The sequence below is a fragment of the Chryseobacterium lathyri genome, from assembly GCF_030812195.1.
In the GTDB taxonomy this organism is placed as follows: Bacteria; Bacteroidota; Bacteroidia; order Flavobacteriales; family Weeksellaceae; genus Chryseobacterium; species Chryseobacterium lathyri_A.
On record NZ_JAUSSF010000002.1, the window covers coordinates 507,654 to 531,569 of the forward strand.

A 23,916-nucleotide genomic window follows, 5' to 3' on the forward strand; every position below is an offset into this window, starting at 1 on the left:
TATAAAAAATAGTTATATGAGTTGTGGATGCAAAACATCCGGCGATTCTGCCCATTCTTGCGGACCAAAAAAAACCGCGAATGGCTGTGAAAGTGTAAATACCTGTGGTAATAGTTATAAATTAAGTGTTTTCGACTGGCTTTCTGACATCAACAATCCCGCATCGAACAGGTGTGATCTTGTGGAAGTTAGATTTAAAAATGACAGAAAATCATTTTATAAAAATGTAAACAATATTCCTTTACATATAGGTAGCGTAGTAACAGTAGAATCGAGTCCCGGACACGATGTAGGCGTTGTAAGCCTCACCGGAGAATTAGTAAAGATTCAGATGAAAAAGAAAAAATTTCCTGAAGAATCTATACTTAAAATATACAGACAGGCTAACCAAAAAGACCTTGAGGTCTGGCAGGAAGCTAGAAAAAAAGAAGACAGCGTAAAGCTTGAAGCGAGAAAAATTGCGCATAGAATAGGTCTTGAAATGAAGGTAACGGATGTGGAATACCAAGGCGACGCCTCTAAGATCACCTTCTATTACACAGCTGATAACCGGGTGGATTTCAGACAGCTGATCAAGGAATACGCCGGTGCTTTCAGAACAAAGATCGATATGAAACAGATCGGGTTCAGACAAGAAGCTGCAAAAGTTGGAGGTATTGGATCATGCGGAAGAGAACTTTGCTGTTCAACATGGCTTACGGATTTCAGATCTGTTAATACGAATGTAGCAAGATACCAACAACTAAGTATTAATCCTCAAAAGCTTGCTGGACAGTGTGGTAAACTGAAATGCTGCCTGAATTATGAATTAGACAGCTACCTTGATGCATTAAGCAACTTTCCTTCTTCTTCAACTACTTTGGACACAGAAAAAGGAAGAGCATTCTGTATTAAAATAGACGTTTTCAAAAAGAAAATGTGGTTTGCTTACGTAGACAGTTCTATGGCATGGTATGACTTTGATATTGACCTTGTTAAGAAGCTAATCGCTAAAAATAAGAGAGGCGAAAAAATCCTTCCTTTAGAAGATCTTAAACAGCCTGACACTCCTGTTCATACCATCGACCTGATCCAGGAAAACAACATGGACAGATTCGAAAAAAAGAGCAGAGGCAACAACAGAAGCAAAAACCAAAACAGACCGAATAACAGCGGGCAAAACCAGGGAGGACAGCAGGGACAAGGCCAAGGACCAAAGAAAAACAGGCCGGAAAGAGCTGAAAGGCCCGAGCGACCTGACAGATCAGAAAGTTCTAATGCCAATGCTGGAAATCAGCCAAGACAACAACCTAAGCCGCAGCCAAAAGCACAAGCGGAAAAAACGGATGCCGCTTCTGGCCCTGAAAAAAAACAGCAGAACCCAAACAAGAAAAATTTTAAAAAGAAATATCCTCCAAAAAAAGATAAAAATGCGTAAAATTTTAGGATTATTACCTCTTATCCTTTTCTTTAGCTGTAACTCCTCCTCAGAAGGAGAGTATGTCATTATGAATTCCGTTAATAACAAATGGAATAAGAAAAGTGAGCAAAAATTTAATCTTGAAGTTTCAGATCCGCAGAATCCTAAAAATATTATATTTGTTGTAAGAAATAACAATACATATCCTTACAGCAACATAAGATTTATTGTCAATTTCACCAATATCCAGAACAAAAAGAAGGAAACAGATACCCTGAATTATGTACTGGCAAAACCAAACGGAGAATGGCTTGGTACAGGTTTTGGTGATACGAAGGAAGCATTATTTCAGTATAAAATGAACTATAAGTTTCCGGGAAAGGGAAAATATGAAATCAGCCTGATCCAGGCCATGAGAAATGACAACCTTCCGGGAATTGAAGACGTTGGAGTAAAAGTAGAAACGGCTAAACCGTAACCATAAATGGAAGACAACAGACAAAATGCAGGAAACAAGGGAAAAACCTTCCCACTTCCTCCCAAAAAAAAGAAAGATACCTCTTGGAAAAGATGGGTTAGATTCGTTTGGATTGGACTCATTGCAGTAGTTTTAGGTATTTCAGGACTTTTCTTTGCTGTTTCCCAGGGATTTCTTGGAGAAATGCCGGATGTAAAGGAACTTGAAAACCCTGATATCTATGTCGCTTCTGAAATCATTTCATCGGACGGTGTTTTACTCGGGAAATTTGAAAAAGAAAAAACGCAGCCTATTACCTATAAACAGCTACCTCCCTATCTTATCTATGCTTTACAGGCAAAAGAAGATGAGCGTTTTAAAGAGCATTCGGGAATTGATTTAAAATCCATTTTGAGAGCTGTGAGATATGGTGGAGACAGAGGTGGAGGTTCTACAATCACGCAGCAGCTGGCTAAACTACTATTTACCAAAGAACCATCTAAAAACCCTATCAAAAGGGTTATACAGAAATTAAAGGAATGGTCTGTTGCCGTAAGTCTTGAAAAGCGATATACTAAGGAAGAGATTATCACATTATATTTCAATAAGTTCGATTTTACATATAATGCGAACGGTATTGAGATGGCCTCCAAAATTTATTTTAACAAAACAACCTCCCAGCTTACCCTTCCGGAAGCAGCAGTTTTCGTAGCCATGTTAGAGGCGCCTATCGCCAATAACCCTATGAGAAACCCTGAGCGTGCAAAACGCAGAAGAGACGTTGTTTTACAGCAAATGTTTGAAACAGGTTATATAGATCAGACAACCTATGATAAGGCAGTTAGTACACCTGTTGAGGTAGATTATCATCCAATCAAAAATATTAATGATGATTACTCTGCGTATTATAAATTTTATTTAAGAAAGGAAATCGATAAATATCTTGAAGGCTATGAAAAAGAAACCGGCAAGAAACTTAATCTTTACAAGGACGGCTTAAAAATATATGTAACCCTTGATTCAAAAATGCAAAAATATGCAGAACAAGCAATTAAGGAACACTTAACAGACCTTCAAAAAAGATTTGATGCCGAGCAAAGAGGCAGAAAAAACAGACCCTTTTACTATTTGACAGACAAGCAGGTAACCAGTGTAATGACCCAGGCAATGAAAAGAACCGGCCGTTACAAGCAACTGAAAGCTGCCGGAGTTTCTGAAGATTCTATCTTACTGGAATTCCATAAGCCAATCAAAACTTCCCGCTTTACATGGGCTGGTGAAGAAGAAGTTGAAATGTCCCCTTGGGACTCTATCAGATACCACAAACAGGTTGCGCAGGCAGGCTTAATGTCTATGGTTCCGGGAAGTGGAGAGATCAAAGCATGGGTAGGTGGTATAGACTGGCAGCATTTCCAGTATGACCACATCAAACAGGGGAAAAGACAGGTAGGATCTACCTTTAAGCCTTTCGTATATGCTACAGCAATCATGAAGCTTGGTATGACACCTTGTTCAGCAGTTTCTAACGCCTCTTACAGCCATAACGGATGGAATGTTCCGGGAAGAGGAGGAATGCTGACGTTAAAAGACGGTCTGGCACACTCTCAAAACCCGATTGCTGCAAGACTTATTGAAATGACCGGTGTAGATGCCGTTATCCAGACCGCAAGAGATCTTGGGGTTACAGAAGACATTCCCAGAAACAATACCATTGCTTTAGGTTCATCGGATATTACAATTTATGAAATGCTTGGCGCCTACAGTACTTTCGCCAATTATGGAAACTACAATAAGCCGGAAATGATTTGGAGAATTGAAGATGCCAACGGAAGAGTGATCAAAGAAGTAAATGTAGAGCCGAAAGAGGTAATGAACCCAATGTATGCCTATACCATGATAGAACTGATGAAAGGTGTTGCACAATACGGTACCGCTTCAGGAGAATTGGGAAGAAGAGGAATATCAAAAGGTGTGGAAATTGCTGCTAAAACAGGTACTACACAGAACAACTCTGACGGTTGGTTTATGGGAATCACTCCGAAACTGGCAACAGGAGCATGGGTAGGATGGGAAGACAGAGCAACCCACTTCTTCGGAACAGGAGAAGGTCAGGGTGCAAAAATGGCATTACCTATCTGGGCAATTTTCATGAAGAAAGTGTGGGCAGACAAATCCCTGGGAATTACTCCTGATGATAAGTTCACCAGACCATCAGACTGGAAAGACGGATGCTCTAATTTAAAAGGCCTCGGTGAAGGATATGGAGATGACGGAGGGCTTCAGACCATTGATGAGATCAAAAATCCAAGACCGGTAGACCCTGCGCCTAAAAACAATACAGAAAAGAAAGAAGAAAATATCAATGATAATCTTCACTCCACCGATGAGGTAGATTTCAATAAATAAATTCTCTTTTAGAAATATACAAGACCTTTCAATAATCTGGAAGGTCTTTTCTTTTATAATTAATACCTTTGACCTATGAATACTGAACAGATCAAACAGCCTTTTACCGATATATTTCCTGGAGACCTTTCCAACAACCCAATTCAGAGAAATACTCCGAAAGTTTTATTCGCAACAGTAAAACCGGCAGGTTTTGACAGACCAGAATTGATTGCTTTTAATGAAGTTTTATCCGAAGAGATCGGACTGGGAAAATATGAAGAAAAAGATCTGGATTTTCTGGCAGGAAACAATCTTCCTGAAAATGTAAAAACATACGCAACGGCTTATGCAGGACATCAGTTTGGAAACTGGGCCGGGCAGCTTGGAGACGGAAGGGCAATACTTGCCGGAGAGATCATCAATAAAGATGGAAAGAAAACAGAAATCCAATGGAAGGGCGCTGGGGCAACTCCATATTCAAGGCATGCAGACGGGAGAGCAGTGCTGAGGTCTTCCGTACGTGAATATCTGATGAGTGAAGCAATGCACCATCTTGGAGTTCCTACCACCAGAGCTTTAAGCCTTGCCTTTACCGGTGAAGATGTGGTAAGAGATATGATGTATAACGGAAACCCTCAGCTGGAAAAAGGGGCTGTCGTGATCAGAACTGCAGAAAGCTTTCTTCGTTTCGGACATTTTGAACTGCTCTCCGCACAAAGAGAGTATAATACCCTGCAGGATCTGGCAGATTTCACTATTGAAAATTATTATCCGGAAATCACAACAGACGGAATTCAGAAATATAAAGACTTTTTTGAAAAAATATGCATCAGAACAGCAGATCTTATGACCGAATGGTTCAGGGTAGGATTTGTACATGGTGTCATGAATACCGATAATATGTCTGTTTTAGGCCTGACCATAGATTATGGACCTTATTCGATGATGGATGAATATGATCTGAATTTTACCCCGAATACAACTGATCTTCCGGGAAGGAGATATGCTTTTGGAAAACAAGGTCAGATCTCCCAGTGGAACCTTTGGCAGCTGGCCAATGCCCTTCACCCGCTGATCAAAGATGAAAAGTTCTTAGAAGATACTTTAAACCACTATGGAAGCTATTTCTGGGAAGCCCATGATAAAATGCTCTGCAGAAAATTCGGATTCGATGAACTTAGAGAAGGCGATGAAGATTTTTTCACCAACTGGCAGGGACTGATGCAGGAATTTCACCTTGATTACACGCTATTTTTTAATCAGCTGGAAAAATTTAATACCAATAGTGATATTAAATCTCTTTTTGAAGATATTTCCTATTCTTTTTTGAATGACGACAAAATCAAAAAGTTGGAAGATTTTACAAAAAAATATGAAGCAAGACTATTATCCAATACGATTTCAAGAGAAGAGTCATTATCACTGATGAGACAGTCAAATCCGAAATTCACACTGAGAAATTATCTTCTTTATCAGTGCATCGAAGAGATTAATACCGGAAAAACAGAAATGCTCGGAAAACTCACCCGTGCCTTAGAAAATCCTTATGAAGAATTGTATCCTGAATTTTCTGTAAAAAGGCCTGCAGCCTATGATGACACCAGTGGATGTTCTACACTTTCTTGCAGCTCTTGACAGATAAAGCAAAAATTTCATTCACTTTTATTGAATTTTTTATATCATATTGTTAATTTTTACTAATTTTATCAAAAATTAATATTATGAAAAAATTTCTACTATCTCTAAGCTTAATGCTTACCGGAGCCGCTACTCAAGCACAAACAGTATTATTAAATGAAAATTTTGATTCTTACACAGATTTTGTAATTACGGGATTTGGTAACTGGCAAACATTAGATCTAGACCAACTTAACACTTATACAGGGGGAACAGACGATCCATTATGGAATAATGCTGGTGCCCCTATGGCATTTCAAATTTTCAACCCTACTGCTGCTGCTGTAACCAATGCAACATCAGGAACGGAGGTAAGAAATTTTGATCCTCACAGTGGTCAAAAATATGCTGCTTGCTGGGCAGGTGTTCCTGATGTCGCTGTTGCTAACAATGACTGGCTTATATCTCCTTCGGTAACATTAGGAGCCGCTTCTAATTCACTTTCATTATGGGTAAAATCAATGTCTAACTCGTATGGACTTGAGAAGTATAAAATTGGTGTATATGTTGGCTCAGGTACCCCTACATCTTCTGCAAATTTCACTATTATTTCAGGTGCTACCTCATTATTAGCCCCTTACCCAAACTGGGAACAAAAAACATATTCTTTAGATGCCTATGCAGGGCAAACAGTTCGTATTGGCATTCAGTGCGTTTCTTCTGATACTTATATGTTTATGGTTGATGATGTAAAAATCACAACTGGAACTCTTTCAACAGATGAAATAGGAACAAAAGCAAAAATAACAAACATCTATCCTAACCCAACAAAAGGAGAGATCAATATTAAAACTGATAAAAAGATCAAATCTTCAAAAGTTTTAGATCTTTCCGGAAAATCAGTATTGAAATCAACATCTGAAAAAGTAGACATCTCCTCTCTTTCAAAAGGAGCCTATTTGCTTCAGATTGAATTTGCAGATGGAACAACTACGACAGAAAAAGTAATTAAAGAATAATTACTTTCCCTATAATCTTTAAAGCTCACCGGACATGGTGAGCTTTTTTATTTTATTTTTGCAAAAAACTGACACGTGTCTTTTATTAAAACAAAACTCATCAACCTATTAAAACAGGTCTTTCCATCTTCCCACACAGAATTGGCAGTATTCATGTTCTTCCTGCTTTGTTATGGAATACTGGGCACCTATATCGCACTTCATTACAGGATCATTTTTGACAACAGAATTCCCTGGGATGCCTATTTCAGCTTTGATAACAAAGCGATTGTAATGACAGGCGGAAGCTTCGAAAGACATCCTTTGGCCTATTATTTTTTCAATTGGGTCCGGGAGTTTTCTCTTTTTGTTTCGGGTGGAAAAATGGATGCTACATTCAGGCTTACCCTGGCATGGCTGAGTAATATCGCCATAAGTTTATGCATTGTTCAGATTTTCAAGTATCTGAAGAACATCATCAGGCTTCCGCTAATGATTGCCTTATTTCTTATTTTGTTTTTTGGAATTTTTTCCACCAGTATTATTCTTTCTTTCACTCCGGAGAATTTCACTTATACTCTGCTGTTGCTGTGTATTTACAATTATTATGCAGCCGTAAAACTCAGGAAAGAAGAAAAGATTCCCGGATCTGCTTTAACGCTTGCCGGAATTACCATCGGAGGTCTTACCATCACCAATCTGGCTAAAGTTTTTATTCCCGTTTTATTTGAAAAGGATGTTTTCAGAAGCTGGAAAAAATTCGGAAACACAGTTTTTCGTGTTATACTTGCCACAGCCTGTTTTGTATTTCTTTACTTACTCCGGATTGATTTTAAATATGAAAATATTTTCTCAAAAACCAACCAGCAGTATGAAAAGTTCTCCAATGTAGAATCCATTCCGGATTGGGATATGATGCTTTCTTATTTTTTCGGGGGCAGTATTCTGCTTCCCAGTTTCATGACTACGGACAAACATAATATGAAAGGATTTAATTTCAAAGGCCTTTTAATGGAGTCCTATTCATCACCGGTTTGTTACGCCTTTGTTATGATATTATTAAGCCTTATTTTGTGGAGTTATTTTAAAAATTTCAGGAATAAGCTGGTGCAGATCATAGCTATTTCATTCCTGTTTGATATTGTCATTCACTGCATTATGCGATTTGGGCTTCATACTTCTTACATCTACGGAGGACACTTTGTTTTTGTTTATCCGCTGCTTTTGGGATGGCTTTTTTACGCTTATAGATCAAAGCCAAAAACCTTATCATTTTTAATGGTGACAATGGTTATTCTGTTTGTTTTTCTACTGACTAATAATCTGTTCAGAATGTCCGACTTCTTCCAGTTTTTAAATACTTATTACCAATAAAAAAAGCTGAGAAAATTCTCAGCTTTAGTTTGTTTATGCTATTCTCGCTATCTCGCTTCAGAACAGAAAATCCTGTACTGTACAGCGATCGCTGATTTGAAGTATTCTCTTATTTTTGACAGATCTGAAGCTGCACTTTGTTTCGTAAAATAACTTCCTGCCAGAATCTTATAATTCGGTCTTAAAGAAGCATCTGTTTCCACTTTCAGGTTCGGGAATCTTTTTCTGAAATAAGATTTCACCTCGTTGGCCTCTTCATTACTTTTTACTGTTGTGATCTGGATCTTAAATCCTAAAATCCTCGGATTCTTACGACAGATTTCCGCATTACTCAATTCCCTGCTTGGAACATAGATCTTTGGAGGCTTGGGACTCGTCACAATTCCACTGTCCGTATTATTTTCCCTCACCGAAGGACCACCTGCAGCTCTTGAACATTTGTCTTCAATACCTCCCAAAGCAGTACTTACTTTGGAATCCATAGTCATAATTAGCTCCGTTCCCGCCAGCGTATCTTTCTGAACAACCTGTTGGGCTTCAACACTATAAAACCCAAATAAAGATAATATTGAAAATATTTTGATTAAATTTCTCATTTAAACTTGTTTCTGCAAATCTATTAAAATTAAAAAATTATACCAAACAACACTATTTAGAATCAATACAAATTAAACGTAAATGATATTTTCCCTTTTCCATATACCGTTAAATTCCTGTTAAAAATATTATTTTTGCGGAATTGATTGGTTCAATATTTTACTAACATAAGATAATTTAAATGATTAGTTGGAGAAAGCATTATAAACAAACGTTGATCGCGATAGGCTTATTGCTATCAACCAGTGCTTCAATTTACGGGCAAGACGGCGATCCTAAAAACGGCGAAAAACTTTTCAAAGCGAATTGTACTGCATGTCACGCGCTGGACAAACAAGTAATAGGGCCTCCTTTGAAAGGGGTTGTAGAACGAGTAAAGACAGAAGGTGGTGTAGACAAAGATTGGCTTCATAAGTGGATCAAAGACAATAAAGCTCTTAGAGCTTCTGGAGATAAATACGCCAATGAGATTTTTGAAAAGTATAACAAGACTGAAATGTTACAGTTTCCTAATCTTACAGAGAAGGATATTGACGATATTTTAGAGTATACAACTAATCCTCCGGCTCCCGAGCCAGCTAAAACTGACGACAAGGCAACTGCAACAGACGGAGCAGCTGCAGCGCCGGCAGACAAAACAACAACAAGCGTTGTTATCATTTCGCTTATTGCAATAGCAGCTTTATTAGTTTGGATCTTAATTAAACTGAGACAATTGGTTAAATTAGGTCAGTCTGAAGACTTAGCTGGACTTAACGAAACAAGAGTTAAATCTTTCAGCGAAATCTATGAGAAATACCATTACATCGGTAAAGGAGTATTGGCAATCCTTGCCCTTCTGGCCGCTTATGGAGTTTGGAACTGGATCATGTGGATCGGGGTTTACAAAGGATATAAGCCAGAGCAGCCTATTTACTTCTCTCACAAAATTCACGCTGGAGAGCAAAAGATTGACTGTCAGTTATGTCACTCCAGTGCCAAATACGGAAAAGTATCTGAAATTCCTTCCATGAACGTTTGTATGAACTGTCACAGAACAATTTCTGAGTATAACGCAGAGCATTACATGGAGCCAGGAAAAGATAAAGCATTCTACGACGGTGAGATCCAGAAGATCTATGCTGCAACAGGCTGGGATCCTGCAAAACAGCAGTACACTGGAAAAACACAGCCGGTTGAATGGACCAGAATCCACAACATGCCAGACTTCGTGTACTTCAACCACTCTCAGCACGTAGTAGCAGGTGAGCAGGCAATCATTAATTCTTTCAACAAAAAGAATCCAAACAACAAAATTGATGTTGTATGTAAAGCTTGTCACGGAAAAATTGATACAATGAATGTTGTTCAGATGGCTAATGACTTCACTATGGGATGGTGTATCGAGTGCCACAGAACTACTGAGGTTGATATGAACAACGGTTATAATAAAGAATACTTCAAGAATCTACATGACAAGTTGAAAAAACAATATCCTCAGGATGGCGGTAAGATCACTGTAGATGCAATTGGAGGTCTTGAGTGTGGTAAATGTCATTATTAATAACTAAAAAATTAGAAGTATAAATGGCTTCAAACAAAATACAATTTAGAAGTATTCATGAACTTAAAGATCCGGCTTTGAACAATAAGCTGGCTCAGAAAGAGTTTCAGGAAGAAATTCCGGTAGAAGATTTCCTTGGAGATGCTGAACAGAACGGATCCAGTACTTCAAGAAGAGATTTCTTAAAAATATTAGGATTCTCTACAGCAGCCGTAACATTGGCTGCCTGTGAAGCTCCGGTGATCAAAACGATTCCTTATGTGGTAAAACCACACGATATTATTCCGGGGGTTCCGAATTATTACGCTTCAACTTATTTTGACGGATTCGACTTCGCCAGCGTTTTAGTAAAGACCCGTGAAGGAAGACCTATCAAAATAGATCCGAACCCGGCAGCAGGAGATTTAGGAAAAACTAACGCAAGAGCTCAGGCAAGTGTACTTTCTCTTTATGATAACGATAAAGTAAAGCAGCCTAAACTGGACGGTAAAGATGAAACTTTCGATAAAGTAGACAGTTTTGTACTGAAAGGGCTGGCAGATGCTAATGCAGCAGGTAAAAAGATCGTGCTTTTGTCACACTCTTTCCCTTCCCCTACTTTCAAAAAGTTATTTGCTGAGTTCAAAGCTAAATATCCGACTGCTGAACTTGTAACTTATGATGCTTATCCTCACTCTGCAGCTTTAGATGCAGCTCAGGAAGTATTCGGACAGAGAGCATTGCCGGTATATGATCTTAAAGGTTCTGAGCTGGTTGTTTCTTTCCAGGCGGATTTCTTAGGAGATTATAATGCTTCAAGCTTAGAAACATCTTACGCAGCAGCAAGAAAGCCTGGACCAAACATGTTGAGACACATTCAGGTGGAATCCAACATGTCATTGACTGGTGCTAACGCTGACTCAAGATACAGATTAAAGCCAAGTGCTGTAAACAAAACATTAGTTGAAGTTTACAATGCAATCGTAGGTGGAGGTACTTCAGACAAGACTGCTACTGAAATAGCAAACGAACTTAAAGCAAAAGGCAGCAAAGCTGTTGTTTTAGCAGACGGTTCTAAAGGAGCACAGGTTTTAGCACACTTAATCAACCAAAAATTAGGTTCAGTTGCTTTCACTGGTAAAGCTAACTTCCTGAAAGAATTTGATAAAGCAAGATATCAGGAATTCTTAGGATGGGTAAATGCAGGTCAGGTTGGCGTATTGATCGCTAACAATGTAGACCCAATCTACTCTCATCCAAAAGGAGAAGATTTCAAAAAATCCTTGGCTAAAGTTGCTTGTGTAGTAGCGGTAGCTGATAAGAAAAATGAAATGTACAAAGCAGCGAAAGCTGTAATCCCGGTAGCTAACTGGCTGGAGTCTTGGGGTGATATTGAGCCTCAGACCGGAGTATATTCATTGATGCAGCCAACGATCCAGAAGATCTACAAATCAAGACAGATTGAAGAATCCTTATTGGTTTGGAAAAACGGAAAGAACAATGCTGCCAATAATTATTATGATTATCTGAAAGCCAGCTCTGCTTCTATTTTAGGATCTACTTCTTTCAACAAAGCTTTATATAACGGTATCACTACTTCAAATAATGCAACTGCATTATCTTACGCCGGAGGAAATGCTGCCCAGGCTATTGCTGAACTAGGAAACTTCAAAGCTTCTGAATTAGAATTAGTATTATACACCAAGCCTTCAATGGGAGACGGTACTCAGGCTAACAACCCTTGGCTTCAGGAATTGCCGGATCCTATCACAAGAATGTCTTGGGATAACTATTTGACTATTTCTCCTAAAGATGCAGAAAAATTCGCGATTGAAAATGATCTTAATGCAAGAATGCAGCTGGACGGTTCTATCGTAAATCTTACTGTAAACGGAGTAACAATAAAAGATGTTCCTGTATTCATTCAGCCAGGACAGGCAGAAGGATCTGTAGGTCTTGCGCTTGGATATGGTAAGAAAAACTCAGGAACTACTGCTGATACAGGTGTAAACGCTTATCCATTATTTGACGGTTCTAACTTAACTGTTTCAGGAGTTAAAATCGAAAAAACAGGAGAAGACCACGAATTTGCAGGTATCCAGCTTCAGAATACATTGATGGGACGTTATGAAATCGCTAAAGAAGTTCCTTTGGCAGAATTCTTAACCGTAGCATTTGATGATGAGCACAAAGGATGGAACAAGCCTTTGGAATATCACACGATCAGTGGAGCTCTTCCAGCTAGAAAAATTGACCTTTGGGATGCTTTCGATGATACGGACGGACCTCACTTCAACTTATCAATCGACTTGAACTCTTGTACTGGTTGTGGAGCATGTATCATTGCTTGTCAGGCAGAAAACAACGTTCCTGTAGTAGGTAAAGAAGAGATCAGAATGTCCAGAGATATGTATTGGTTAAGAATTGACCGTTACTATTCTTCAAGACAGAAAGTAGAAGTATACGAAGGATTGAAAGAAGGAATGGCAGTACCTGAATTGTATGGTACGGCATTCGGAGACGGAGGTGCACTAAACCACCCTGCAGACAATCCGGATGTGATCTTCCAGCCGGTAATGTGTCAGCACTGTAACCACGCTCCTTGTGAAACAGTATGTCCGGTAGCGGCTACTTCACATGGTAAGCAAGGTCAGAACCATATGGCTTACAACAGATGTATCGGTACAAGATATTGTGCTAACAACTGTCCTTATAAAGTGAGACGTTTCAACTGGTTTACTTATAACCTGAATGACAAGTTCGATTTCAACATGAATAACGATCTTGGAAGAATGGTACTTAACCCGGATGTGGTGGTAAGAACGAGAGGGGTAATGGAGAAATGTTCAATGTGTATCCAGGAAACTCAAGCTACAATCCTAGCTGCTAAGAGAGATAACAGAAAAGTAACAGACAGTGAATTCAAAAATTCTTGTGCTTGTGCTGCTGCTTGTTCTACCGGAGCAATGACGTTTGGAGACATGAATGACAAAGAATCTGAAGTGAGAGAATTATATTCCAGCAACAGAAGATATTATTTACTAGAGGAGATCGGCACAAAACCAAACGTGTTCTATCACACTAAAGTAAGAAACAGAGTAGAAAAATAAAGTTTAAATAATAAATAGGTAAAAAATGTCAGGACATTACGAAGCTCCGATAAGGGAACCTCTAATTATTGGTCACAAAACTTATCACGATATCACAGAAGATATTGCACGACCTATCGAAGAAAGAGCAGGTAAATTATGGTGGGTATCACTATATGCAGCCTTAGTTCTATTCATCTACGGATTTGGCTGTATCGCTTATACTATCGGAACAGGTATTGGAGCATGGGGGCTTAACAGAACTATTAACTGGGGTTGGGATATTACCAACTTCGTATGGTGGGTAGGTATCGGTCACGCCGGGACCCTAATCTCCGCAGTATTATTATTATTTAGACAGCGTTGGAGAATGTCTGTAAACAGATCTGCAGAGGCAATGACGATCTTTGCAGTAGTACAGGCGGCAATCTTCCCTGTAATCCATATGGGTAGAGTTTGGGTAGGATATTGGGTATTCCCTTTACCTAACCAGTTTGGTTCTCTTTGGGGGAACTTTAACTCTCCTCTACTTTGGGACGTATTTGCCATCTCAACGTATTTCTCAGTATCAACTGTATTCTGGTTCATGGGACTAATCCCTGACTTTGCAATGATCAGAGATAGAGCTAAAACTCCTTGGACTAGAAAAATCTATACATTCCTGGCATTCGGATGGGGTGGTAAAGCAAAACACTGGCAGAGATTCGAAGAGCTTTCTTTGGTTCTTGCAGGTTTAGCAACTCCACTTGTATTCTCCGTACACACCACGGTATCTTTTGACTTCGCAACTTCGGTTATTAAAGGATGGCACTCTACAATTTACCCTCCTTACTTCGTTGCCGGTGCAATCTTCTCAGGATTCGCAATGGTACAGACCTTATTGCTGGTTGCCAGAAAAGTATGTCACCTTGAAGAATACATCACAATGTATCATATCGAAATTATGAACATCGTAATTATCTTAACAGGGGGTATGGTAACTGTGGCGTATGCTACCGAATATTTCATCGGATGGTACTCAGGATCAAGATTCGAAGACTTTACATACCTTTCTCCGGGTGCTGCTGTAGGACCTTACTGGTGGGCATTCTGGGCATTGATATCTTGTAACTTAATTATTCCTGCGCTATTCTGGTTCAAGAGAATAAGAACAAATATTATTGCAACATTTATTATTGCATTGATCATCAACATCGGTATGTGGTTCGAGCGTTTTGACATCATCGTTATCAACCTTTCCAGAGATTACTTACCAGGATCTTGGACTATGTTTAAACCAACGATCATTGATGTGGGTGTATACTTAGGAACAATCGGATTCTTCTCTGTATTATTCTTACTATACGCAAGAACGTTCCCTGTAATTGCACAGGCTGAATTAAAATCGATTCTGAAAATTTCAGGTGAAACTTATAAAGCAAAAGAAGGAGATGAGCACCACTAAAATTGTATACGGACTTTATGCTGACGACGACGATTTGATGAACGGCGTTAAAGCATTCAACGATAAAGGAATTGCGATAAACGAAGTTTATACTCCATTCCCGGTTCACGGACTTGATAAAGCTTTAGGGTTAAAGAAAACCAGAATCTCTGATGCTGCATTCTTCTACGCTCTTTACGGGGTCACCATTGGTGCTACTGTAACATGGTATGTAATGAATCATGACTGGCCTCAGAATATTGGTGGTAAACCTGCTTTTGACTGGGCACACAACATGCCCGCATTCGTAGTTCCAATGTTTGAATTAATGGTATTCTGTGCTGCTCACATGATGTCATTAACTTTCTTAGTAAGAAATAAAATGTATCCGGGAGCTCCGGCTCAGAACCCAGATCCAAGAACTACTGATGATAAATTCATGATGGAATTTGTAACTGATGACGTAGAGTCTGTAAAGCAGTTGCTGATTGAAACCGGGGTTGAAGAAATAACTGTTAAAGATGCTTAAAATGAAAAAGAATGTATTAAAAATTACAGCTGTTTTAGGTTTAACAACGGTTTTACTTAATTCTTGCGGACCAAAAGAAAATACACCATTGGTATATTTTCCTGATATGTACTTTCCTGTAGCTTACGATCCATTGATGAAAGCTCAGGATGCCTACTCAGATCATGAAAATGAAATTCCTGCTTTCGTTAAAAATAGTTTTGCAACAGGTCTTGCTCCCGTAGAAGGATCAGTTGCTCAAAATAAAGATGGAATCTTTGAAGAAGGCTTACTTCCTAAAAATGCAGATCAATACAATGCAGGATATGATGCTTCCAAGAATCTGACAGTATCCCCTCTTAACCCGGCTAATGCTGCTAAAGATATTGAAAGAGGAAAAATGCTGTTTGATCGTACTTGCGCAACATGCCACGGAACTGGAGGTGATGGACAAGGACCAATTGTACAAAGCGGAGCTTTCTCTGGTGTACCCAACTATGCTGACAGAGAACTTACTGTAGGATCTGTTCATTATGTATTAACTAACGGTAGAAATGCAATGGGATCTTATGCTGGCCAGCTTAACCCTGGTGACAGATGGAGAGTAGCAATGTATGTGATGAATGCCTTCAAAAAAGGAGCAGCAGCACCCGCAGCAGCTACAACGGCTACAGCTACACCAGCTGCCGAAACAACAGAGACTACTACCGCAACTAAAAAATAAGAAAAGAAATGTATAGTTTTTCACCAAAATTAAAATCAACTTCTATAATCCTTCTTGTTGTAGGTTTAGTTCTATTTGCTATCGGCTTCTTCATGAATAAAGGAATGACTACTGAGAGAATAGAGCATATGATGGAAGCGGTTCATTCTGCTGGCCATACTGCCCCTACACACTCAAGTGAAATGGTAGGACCTCAGGATCATGCTTCTCACTTAGAACATGCAGAGCTTCAGGTTCACAACCAGCCTCTGGCATCGCTGCATTTTGTAGCTGTCTTTTTCTTTGGAGTTAGTTGTGCTGTATTGTTCTTCTATTGTATTCAGCATGCTGCACACGCAGGTTGGCCTATTATTATTACAAGAGTAATGGAAGCTATTGCTTCTTATATCCCATATGGTGGTGCCATTCTGGTTATTATGATGATATTGAATATCACTCACAATGGCCACTTATTCCACTGGATGGATCCTGAATTGACAGATCCTAATTCTGCACATTTCGATGTGATCCTTTTCGAAAAGAAAAGATTCTTAAACATTCCTTTCTATGCTATCAGAACGATCATTTATGTAGTAGGTGCTTCTTTCTTTGCATGGAAACTTAAAGCCCAGTCTAAGAAAGTAGATGAAACTAAATCTAAAGTAGATTATCAGATGCTTTACAGATGGGCTGTAGGATACATTGCCTTCTTCGGATTTGCTTCTGCTGCTTGGGCTTGGGACTGGTTAATGTCTATTGACCCTCACTGGTATTCTACAATGTATATCTGGTATTCAATGGTAAGCTGCCTTTCAAGTGGAATCGCTGTGATCATCCTTCTAAGTGTTTATCTGAAGAAAAACGGGTTCTTACCTCAGTTCAATGACAACCACTTACACGATTTAGGAGTATTCCTTTTCGCTACAAGTATGCTTTGGACGTATACCTGGTTTGCTCAGTTCATGCTTTACTGGTATGCGAACGTTCCGGAAGAAGTTAACTACTTCTTTGGAAGATTCCAACACTACGGACCTACATTCTTACCAATGCTGATCATCAATTTCTTATTGCCTTTATTGGTATTAGTAAGCAGCAGCATCAAGAGAAACTACAAAGTAGTAACAACAATGGCTGTAGTGGTTATTTTAGGTCACCTTTTAGATTACTTCAACATGGTAATGCCGGGAACGGTTGGACCTTACTGGAAAAATCCTGAAGTATTCCTATTAATAGCGGGAGCTGTTCTATTCGTAGCAGGATTATTTATGTTTACTGTATTAAGCGCTTTATCTAAATTAAAGTTGATCCCTACAGGAAACCCATTCTTACACGAATCTGAAATTTATGAGTATCCTTTCTAAGGATTTGTAACAGAAATAAAATAAAAAAGACTGATTGTAATGATCAGTCTTTTTTTTATGCCATATATGTGAATATTTAAACTGTTCAGGCAACCATTTTGAATTTTGGATGTCTTCATAATAAAGCTGATAAATTATTTCATCAAAACCAAACTAAAACGGAATATCATTATGAAACGAAACTATCTGATCTCTACCCTGTTCATTTTCCTGTTTAGCCTCATTCAGGCACAAACCATAACTTTCGTGTCAGAGCAAACGAATAAACCACTTCCTAAAGTTTCAGTCTTTGGGAAAGACGGAAGTATCCTTGCTTTTTCTGATATTGACGGAAAAATTGATAAACAGGCAATATCCCCTGCTCAGGAAAAGTTCCAACTGGTTTACAATAACTTCCCTGTTGCCCTTCTCTCCTATTCAGAGCTCAGTCAGGAGGTCATTAAAATCAATGATCAGGTCCAGGAAATAGAAACCGTAGTCATTAAGAATACAAAGCCAGCAAAATATATTGTTATCAAAGGAAATTTCAATGCCTACGTAACAGTGAACAATAAGCTCAACAGCTACGCAGATGGAGTCGTAACTTATGTTTTCGATAACAAAACCAAAAAACTAAAAAGTACAAATGTTGAGCAATATAGAGTCTTCAGGTTAGAAGTTAAAAATGAAAAGAAAGAAACCTCAACATGGGATTACGGCAGCTCCTTACAGCTCCCGAAGCTCAAAAATGTAGGAAATCCCGAAGAATACAAGACCAAAAGAAATACCATCAAAGAACTAAAAGGCGACCGCAAAGATCAGATTGAAGTAACAGGAGCCGCTCTTCAGGAAAAAGAGTTTTCCATGTTCGGATTCAGATTTTATGATATCCGGACGATACTCAATATGTCTTTTGAAAAAGGGTCAGAAAAAAGCCTGAAAGATTTCCTTGAATACAATGAGGTAGCTTTTGTAAAACTTAAACACAAAAGCGAACCGAATTACAACCAGATCATTCTTTACAATAACTTTTATCCATCAGAACTTAATTTCAGTAACAATGATGATATAGAAAAAGTAAAATTCAATAAGGATAACAGCAATTACAAAACTCAATACTGGCAAGAATCTTCTTTTCCCAATATGCAGAATATTTTCAGCTCCTTTTTCAAAGATGATCTGAAAGAGCAGCCGAATAAGAAATAGGAACTCAGAAAGACAACCGCCATTAAACAGTTCAGCAAAAAGCGCCGGCGCCTATTTATGCATTCGGATCTTAGAAATCGCTTATTTATATTTTTGTTTTTGTAATTTAGTAAACCGTCGCTGTTTTACACGGTAGTAAGTAATTGAAAGTTCCGGCTTTTCATTCCACTACTTAGTAAGTTGTTCGGACTTTAGTGAAATTTATAAACATTACACCTTACAAACATGAACATTGTAGATTTTTTTGAATCAAAGAACTTATTGAATGACATTGAGGCGAAAGAATTGGCAAAATGTATCCGTAGAAAAGAAATTCCTAAGAAAGAATTAATTCTGAGCATTGAAAATACTTCCAAACAGCTCTATTTTATTGAACAGGGCATAGCACGAGTATTTTATAATAAAAAAGAGAAAGACGTAACTTTATATTTTTTGCAGGAAAATATGATAGGGCTTCCCATTGAGAGCATTTTTTATCATAATACCTGTAAGTTCGGAATTGAGGCATTGTCGGAAACAAAGGTTGCAGTAATTGACTACGAACAGTGGATCAATATTATCAGTAATAATCCATCCATGCAGGAATTCATTTATCGTGGAATGATTGACTATATCAAAAAATCAAATGACCGGATTTACAACCTTAAATTTCAAACACCAAAAGAAAGATATGAAGCCTTTCTGCTCGAAATGCCCGATTATCTTTCAGATGTTCCATTGGGAAATATCGCCTCTTATCTGGGAATGACGCAAGAGACATTAAGTAGATTGAGAAATAAAAAATAACCCGCTTTTGATTTCAATCAAAAATCTCCTGTAAAAGTCATTATAAATTTACCCAAAAATAAATTCATAATGATCAAGGTACACATATTACATTGCGGGCAGGTAAGAGTAGATAGCTCACTCCCTTTTCACGAAAACAGCATTAATCCTTTAGCCTATACAGGATTATTTAGAAGCAAAAAACATCAGGTTTGGCTTCCTGTTTCAGTTTATTTAATAGAACACCCAAAAGGTCTTGTTCTAATAGATACAGGATGGAATTCTGATGTTAGAAGCCATCAGAAAGAGCATCTCGGATTTCTGCAATATTCTGTAAGCAGAGCTTTGTTACCGGATGGCGATGCTATAAACGAGCAATTAGAAAAATTAGGGTATAAAACCTCCGATATTGATTATTTAGTACTAAGCCATATGCACGCTGACCATGTAAGTGGTATAAAGCTGGTAAAAGATGCTAAAAAGATTCTGGTAAGTGATTTAGAATGGAAAGAAACCCAGGATAGATCAATGCGATATGTAAAAAGCATGTGGAAGGGCATTGATTTTGAATTATTTAGCTTTAACAAGACAGGAATAGGGCCGGAAGGGTTGTCTTACGATTTGTTTGATGACGGAACAGTAGTATTTGTTTCTACACCAGGTCATACAATGGGACTTGCATCGACTATAATAAAAAATAAAGAAAATTTTGTACTCTTAGCCAGTGACGTAGGTTATGCAAAAAAATCGTGGGAACAGATGATTTTACCCGGTGTTCAGGTAGATAAGCATAGAGTAGCAAACTCATTAAAGTGGGTTAAAAGTGAAAGTGAAAAACCAACTTGTATAGAAGCCATTGCCAATCATGATCCTGAAATGAAGCCTCATGTTATAGAGCTATAGAAATTCCAAAAAAATATTTTTCAGAAAGACAAGAGTCAATGATTATTGAAAGTTCTCATTATCATTTAATTTAATGCCATCCAATAATTTTAAACCACATAAAATCAGCTCCGGTGATTCGGGTATTTCACCATTCCCTTCTTAAATACTTCAATGATCAATTACTTTTTTTCACTAAAAACATAAAAGAAAAATAAAAACTCACTATTAATAAAGGTTTTATTAAATTTGCAATAAACAAAATAAAATGAAAAAGTTTTCTTTTCTACTTGTTCTCAGTCTGTTGCTATTTACAGCATGCAGGAAGGATCATGTAGATGCTACGAATACTAAAACGCTGCAGTCAAGTATCAATGATATGACTTCAAGCCTTTCAACAATTAAACAGATTAAATTCAATGAAGCGCTTTATATTCTGAAGACGTTCGGTGTAGAGGCAGACGGTGATGTGGAAGAACTTAAAGCTCTTGGAAAGCTTATCGACGGAAAAAAGGTGCCTGAAATCCTTACACTGGCCGATGAAGTTGCACAGAAAAACGGAATCGAATGGGCCAGTACCTCCCCACCTTCTCTTGGAGAAATGAATATCTTCGGGGATGATAAAGCTAAAGAAACCGATGCAAATGATGTAAAGGCAAGCTCACTAAGCATTATCACCAGACCAACCGGCGATGACGGATCCGGAGCTCCTATAGCCATTCAGATCGTACCGAGACTTGTAGATGGTTCAGGAAACCCTGTTTCATTTACCGGGGCGGGACTGGAAGCTACTTTGGAAGTATTCAGTAATGGGGTAAAACTTTCTACAGCAAAAAACCTGATGCAGGATAATAATTTTAAGGGATTCAATTTAAAATTCTCTTCAATTCCTGCAGCAAAAGTGGTAGACAATAAAATAGATATTACCGTTTCAGTAAAAACTACGGCCAAGACATTCAAAATGTCTAAGATAGGACTCGATGTCAATCCGTCAGCCTTAAAAGTTCCTGCTGTACCTAAAAATGATTCAACGGCCGTGACACAGGATCCTAACGCTGTAATCGATCCAAATAATCCTACAGCTACAACACCTGCGGATCCAAACGCTCCTACCACAGCACCAACTGCTCCTAAACAGCCGGCAGCAGATCCTAAAAGCACAGTAAGTAAGTTCTTAAGCAGTGTAAGCTCTCAAAACCTTAAGGCAGCCTATGAAACTTCAAGCAACCCTAATTGGGGAAGCTACGAATCATTCTCCAATCCTACTTCAGGCTTTGGATCTGTAAAAAATGTAAGTGTAAAAAATATTACCACCAATGCTGCCAATTCTGGCGGCGCCAGTGTAAACGCAACATATGACGTAACAGATAAGAACGGAAAAACAACTTCTTTAAAGGTAACTTTCGGACTTAAAAATGTAAATGGAGACTGGAAAATTTCCAGCTATAAAATAAACCCTTAATGGCTTCACAAGAACTGATCAAAAGACTCGAACAAACCATTGAAAACATTCCTGATTTTCCCATCCCGGGAATTCAATTCAAGGATATTTCACCTATTTTCCTGGATCCGAAGCTTTATGAGGATGTCATCACAGAACTCGCCGCTTTCAGTAAAGGAAAAATAGATGCCGTATGCGGAATAGAAAGTCGTGGTTATCTCTTCGGAATTGCCATAGCCGTTGCTTTGGAAGTTCCTTTCATTTTAATCAGAAAAGCAGGAAAGCTTCCCCCACCGGTCGCTTCAGAAAAATATGATCTTGAATACGGAAGTGCTATCATTGAAACCCGTGAAGGACAGATCAAAAAAGGCCAGAGGATCCTGATCCATGATGACCTTCTGGCAACCGGCGGAACTACAGAGGCAGCCGCCAAACTTGTGGAAAAGCAAGGGGCAACCGTTTCGCAATTCAGTTTTCTTATTGGTCTGAAAAATTTGGAGGGTCATGAAAAACTGAAAAAATTCAATGCTGAAATCTATAACATTTTAGAATTTTAATCCAAGGAATATGAAAAAGGACAACTCCGGCCAGCATGACAACAGTTAATGGACTTTAAAAATATAATATTAATATGTCACGTACACCAGAGTCGGAGCGTTTTTACCATTCATATTTGACAATCCACAACATTTTCACAATAATACTTCAAAGTATTTTGTAAATCATTCAGAAACAATTAAATTTGCATTTCAATTTTTAAGAATTTATGGCAAAATTGGGAAAGAATGCTCCAAATGAGCAAGAAGGTAAAGAAACAGTTGAGTTCTTTAAAGACCTTGACAGAGAGGCTTTAAACACTGAGAGATTCCTTGAGAAATATTCAAAGCAAATAGGTATTGTATTTGGGGTATTGGTTTTGGGTGTTTTAGGGTTCTTTGCTTACAAACAGTTTGTAGTAGCTCCTAAGAACGTTGAAGCTGTAAAAAGCTTCCTTGCTGCTCAGAAAAAACAAACAGAGGGTAAGGATAAAGAAGCTTTAGGCGGAAAATCTGCAGCCAACCCGGGTTTTGTAGGGACATATAATGAATATTCAAACACGAAGATTGGTGAACTTTCTGCTTACAATGCAGGTTTATTAAAATTCAAAGAAGGAAAATTTCAGGAAGCCTATGATCTTTTAGACAAATTTTCATCCGACAACAAAACTTTAATGGCTTTGAAATTCGGTGCTATGGCAGATGCAAAATCAGGTCTTAATAAAAATGACGAAGCTCTTTCCTTATTGGACAAAGCATCAACTGCTTCAGACGATCCTTACACCACTTACTATTTCACAAGAAAAGCAGGTATTGTGGCATTAGGATTAAAGAAAAATGCAGAAGCTAAAAAATATTTCTCTGCAATTGACGAGAAATATCAGGACTATGATAACGGAATGTCTGATTCTTATATTGAAATGACTAAATACTTTTAAAAAATGGCAACAGTTAATCTTTCCGATTACAAGCCACTTCATATAACAAATGCCGAAGATTTTTCTATCGGCATTGTTTTTTCTGAGTGGAATGATTTTATAACGTACAATCTTCGTGATGCAGCCCTTGAAATCCTTGAAAAAGAAGGGGTAAAACCAGAAAACATTAAGCTTTTCCCGGTTCCGGGCGCATTTGAGCTGAACTACGCCAGCATGCAGCTGTGCAAAGAAAGAAAATACGACGCAGTAATTGCTATCGGATGTGTGATCCGAGGCGAAACCCCCCACTTTGACTTTGTCTGCTCTGCAGTAGCACAAGGTATTAAAGACTGTAATATCCTAACGGATACTCCTACTATTTTCTGCGTATTGACGGATGACACTAAAGAACAGTCTATTGCCAGAAGCGGCGGAGATTTAGGAAATAAAGGTGTAGAAGCAGCCGTAACCGCACTTAGAATGATTGATTTCAAAAAAAGCATGTCAGACAAAAAAGGGAATATCGGCTTCGGACATTCTTAATCTTAATACATTTTAACAACATACAGGGCTATTTTTTTAATAGTCCTTTTTTATTTTTATAATGTTTTTTCCTCTTCTACTACTCGTTTGCGCAATTATGGAATAAATTAATTATTTATTAATAATTCATAAAAATTATAAGAAATATCAGATTTCTGCTTTTTTTCATTAAAAGTTGCAGACAAAAACTATCTTTGCGCGAATTAACTCA

Annotated in this window: 20 protein-coding genes; 19 read left to right on the top strand and 1 reads right to left on the bottom strand. The window is 38.2% G+C overall.

What is annotated here, in order from left to right; genetic code table 11:
- The first annotated feature begins 16 nt into the window (after positions 1–16).
- From J2T03_RS12440 to J2T03_RS12465, 6 genes are all read left to right on the top strand, one after another.
- Complete coding sequence (locus tag J2T03_RS12440) at positions 17–1,417, top strand: PSP1 domain-containing protein (RefSeq protein ID WP_307211502.1); 1,401 nt, start codon at positions 17–19, stop codon at positions 1,415–1,417.
- Complete coding sequence (locus J2T03_RS12445; protein ID WP_306840749.1) at positions 1,410–1,877, top strand: gliding motility lipoprotein GldH; 468 nt, start codon at positions 1,410–1,412, stop codon at positions 1,875–1,877. Before J2T03_RS12440 ends, J2T03_RS12445 begins: the two co-directional genes overlap by 8 nt.
- A gap of 6 nt (positions 1,878–1,883) precedes the next feature.
- Positions 1,884–4,262 carry a penicillin-binding protein 1A gene (locus J2T03_RS12450; protein ID WP_306840751.1) on the top strand — a complete coding sequence of 793 codons (2,379 nt, stop codon included), beginning with the start codon at positions 1,884–1,886 and terminating at the stop codon, positions 4,260–4,262.
- A gap of 75 nt (positions 4,263–4,337) precedes the next feature.
- On the top strand, positions 4,338–5,879 hold the full coding sequence (locus tag J2T03_RS12455) for a protein adenylyltransferase SelO (protein ID WP_307211504.1): 1,542 nt from the start codon (positions 4,338–4,340) through the stop codon (positions 5,877–5,879).
- Positions 5,880–5,965: 86 nt separating this feature from the next.
- Positions 5,966–6,880: a T9SS-dependent choice-of-anchor J family protein gene (locus J2T03_RS12460; RefSeq protein ID WP_307211506.1), complete on the top strand. Its 915-nt coding sequence runs from the start codon at positions 5,966–5,968 to the stop codon at positions 6,878–6,880.
- Positions 6,881–6,955: 75 nt separating this feature from the next.
- The gene (locus J2T03_RS12465; RefSeq protein ID WP_307211508.1) at positions 6,956–8,233 is read left to right on the top strand and encodes a DUF6080 domain-containing protein; all 1,278 of its coding nucleotides are present in this window, start codon (positions 6,956–6,958) and stop codon (positions 8,231–8,233) included.
- A gap of 47 nt (positions 8,234–8,280) precedes the next feature.
- Here J2T03_RS12465 and J2T03_RS12470 read toward each other — a convergent pair whose 3' ends face one another.
- Complete coding sequence (locus tag J2T03_RS12470; RefSeq protein ID WP_306840759.1) at positions 8,281–8,829, bottom strand: SPOR domain-containing protein; 549 nt, start codon at positions 8,827–8,829, stop codon at positions 8,281–8,283.
- A 182-nt stretch (positions 8,830–9,011) separates the two neighbouring features.
- Between J2T03_RS12470 and J2T03_RS12475 the strand changes: the two genes are divergently transcribed.
- The 13 genes from J2T03_RS12475 (at position 9,012) to ribH (ending at position 23,705) form a co-directional block, all read left to right on the top strand.
- On the top strand, positions 9,012–10,373 hold the full coding sequence (locus tag J2T03_RS12475; protein WP_306840761.1) for a c-type cytochrome: 1,362 nt from the start codon (positions 9,012–9,014) through the stop codon (positions 10,371–10,373).
- A 23-nt stretch (positions 10,374–10,396) separates the two neighbouring features.
- Complete coding sequence (locus J2T03_RS12480; RefSeq protein WP_306840763.1) at positions 10,397–13,462, top strand: TAT-variant-translocated molybdopterin oxidoreductase; 3,066 nt, start codon at positions 10,397–10,399, stop codon at positions 13,460–13,462.
- Positions 13,463–13,487: 25 nt separating this feature from the next.
- Complete coding sequence (gene nrfD / locus J2T03_RS12485) at positions 13,488–14,885, top strand: NrfD/PsrC family molybdoenzyme membrane anchor subunit (RefSeq protein ID WP_306840765.1); 1,398 nt, start codon at positions 13,488–13,490, stop codon at positions 14,883–14,885.
- On the top strand, positions 14,872–15,393 hold the full coding sequence (locus J2T03_RS12490) for a DUF3341 domain-containing protein (protein WP_184163928.1): 522 nt from the start codon (positions 14,872–14,874) through the stop codon (positions 15,391–15,393). The genes nrfD and J2T03_RS12490 overlap by 14 nt, the downstream gene beginning before the upstream one ends.
- Entirely contained in the window at positions 15,386–16,096 is a 711-nt protein-coding gene (locus J2T03_RS12495; protein WP_306840767.1) for a c-type cytochrome, read from the top strand. Before J2T03_RS12490 ends, J2T03_RS12495 begins: the two co-directional genes overlap by 8 nt.
- An 8-nt stretch (positions 16,097–16,104) precedes the next feature.
- Positions 16,105–17,436 carry a quinol:cytochrome C oxidoreductase gene (locus J2T03_RS12500; RefSeq protein WP_116010316.1) on the top strand — a complete coding sequence of 444 codons (1,332 nt, stop codon included), beginning with the start codon at positions 16,105–16,107 and terminating at the stop codon, positions 17,434–17,436.
- 171 nt (positions 17,437–17,607) lie between these two features.
- The gene (locus J2T03_RS12505) at positions 17,608–18,621 is read left to right on the top strand and encodes a hypothetical protein (RefSeq protein WP_306840771.1); all 1,014 of its coding nucleotides are present in this window, start codon (positions 17,608–17,610) and stop codon (positions 18,619–18,621) included.
- A gap of 225 nt (positions 18,622–18,846) precedes the next feature.
- Complete coding sequence (locus tag J2T03_RS12510) at positions 18,847–19,407, top strand: Crp/Fnr family transcriptional regulator (RefSeq protein WP_306840773.1); 561 nt, start codon at positions 18,847–18,849, stop codon at positions 19,405–19,407.
- A 69-nt stretch (positions 19,408–19,476) separates the two neighbouring features.
- Positions 19,477–20,289, top strand: a complete 813-nt coding sequence (locus J2T03_RS12515) for an N-acyl homoserine lactonase family protein (protein WP_307211509.1) — start codon at positions 19,477–19,479, stop codon at positions 20,287–20,289.
- Positions 20,290–20,536: 247 nt separating this feature from the next.
- Complete coding sequence (locus tag J2T03_RS12520) at positions 20,537–21,730, top strand: hypothetical protein (RefSeq protein WP_307211510.1); 1,194 nt, start codon at positions 20,537–20,539, stop codon at positions 21,728–21,730.
- Positions 21,730–22,266 (top strand): adenine phosphoribosyltransferase, encoded by a 537-nt coding sequence (locus J2T03_RS12525; RefSeq protein ID WP_307211512.1) that lies wholly within the window; start codon positions 21,730–21,732, stop codon positions 22,264–22,266. Before J2T03_RS12520 ends, J2T03_RS12525 begins: the two co-directional genes overlap by 1 nt.
- 209 nt (positions 22,267–22,475) lie before the next feature.
- Positions 22,476–23,183 carry a tetratricopeptide repeat protein gene (locus J2T03_RS12530; protein WP_306840781.1) on the top strand — a complete coding sequence of 236 codons (708 nt, stop codon included), beginning with the start codon at positions 22,476–22,478 and terminating at the stop codon, positions 23,181–23,183.
- Between the two features lie 3 nt (positions 23,184–23,186).
- Positions 23,187–23,705 (top strand): 6,7-dimethyl-8-ribityllumazine synthase, encoded by a 519-nt coding sequence (ribH, locus tag J2T03_RS12535; RefSeq protein ID WP_307211513.1) that lies wholly within the window; start codon positions 23,187–23,189, stop codon positions 23,703–23,705.
- Positions 23,706–23,916 lie beyond the last annotated feature (211 nt).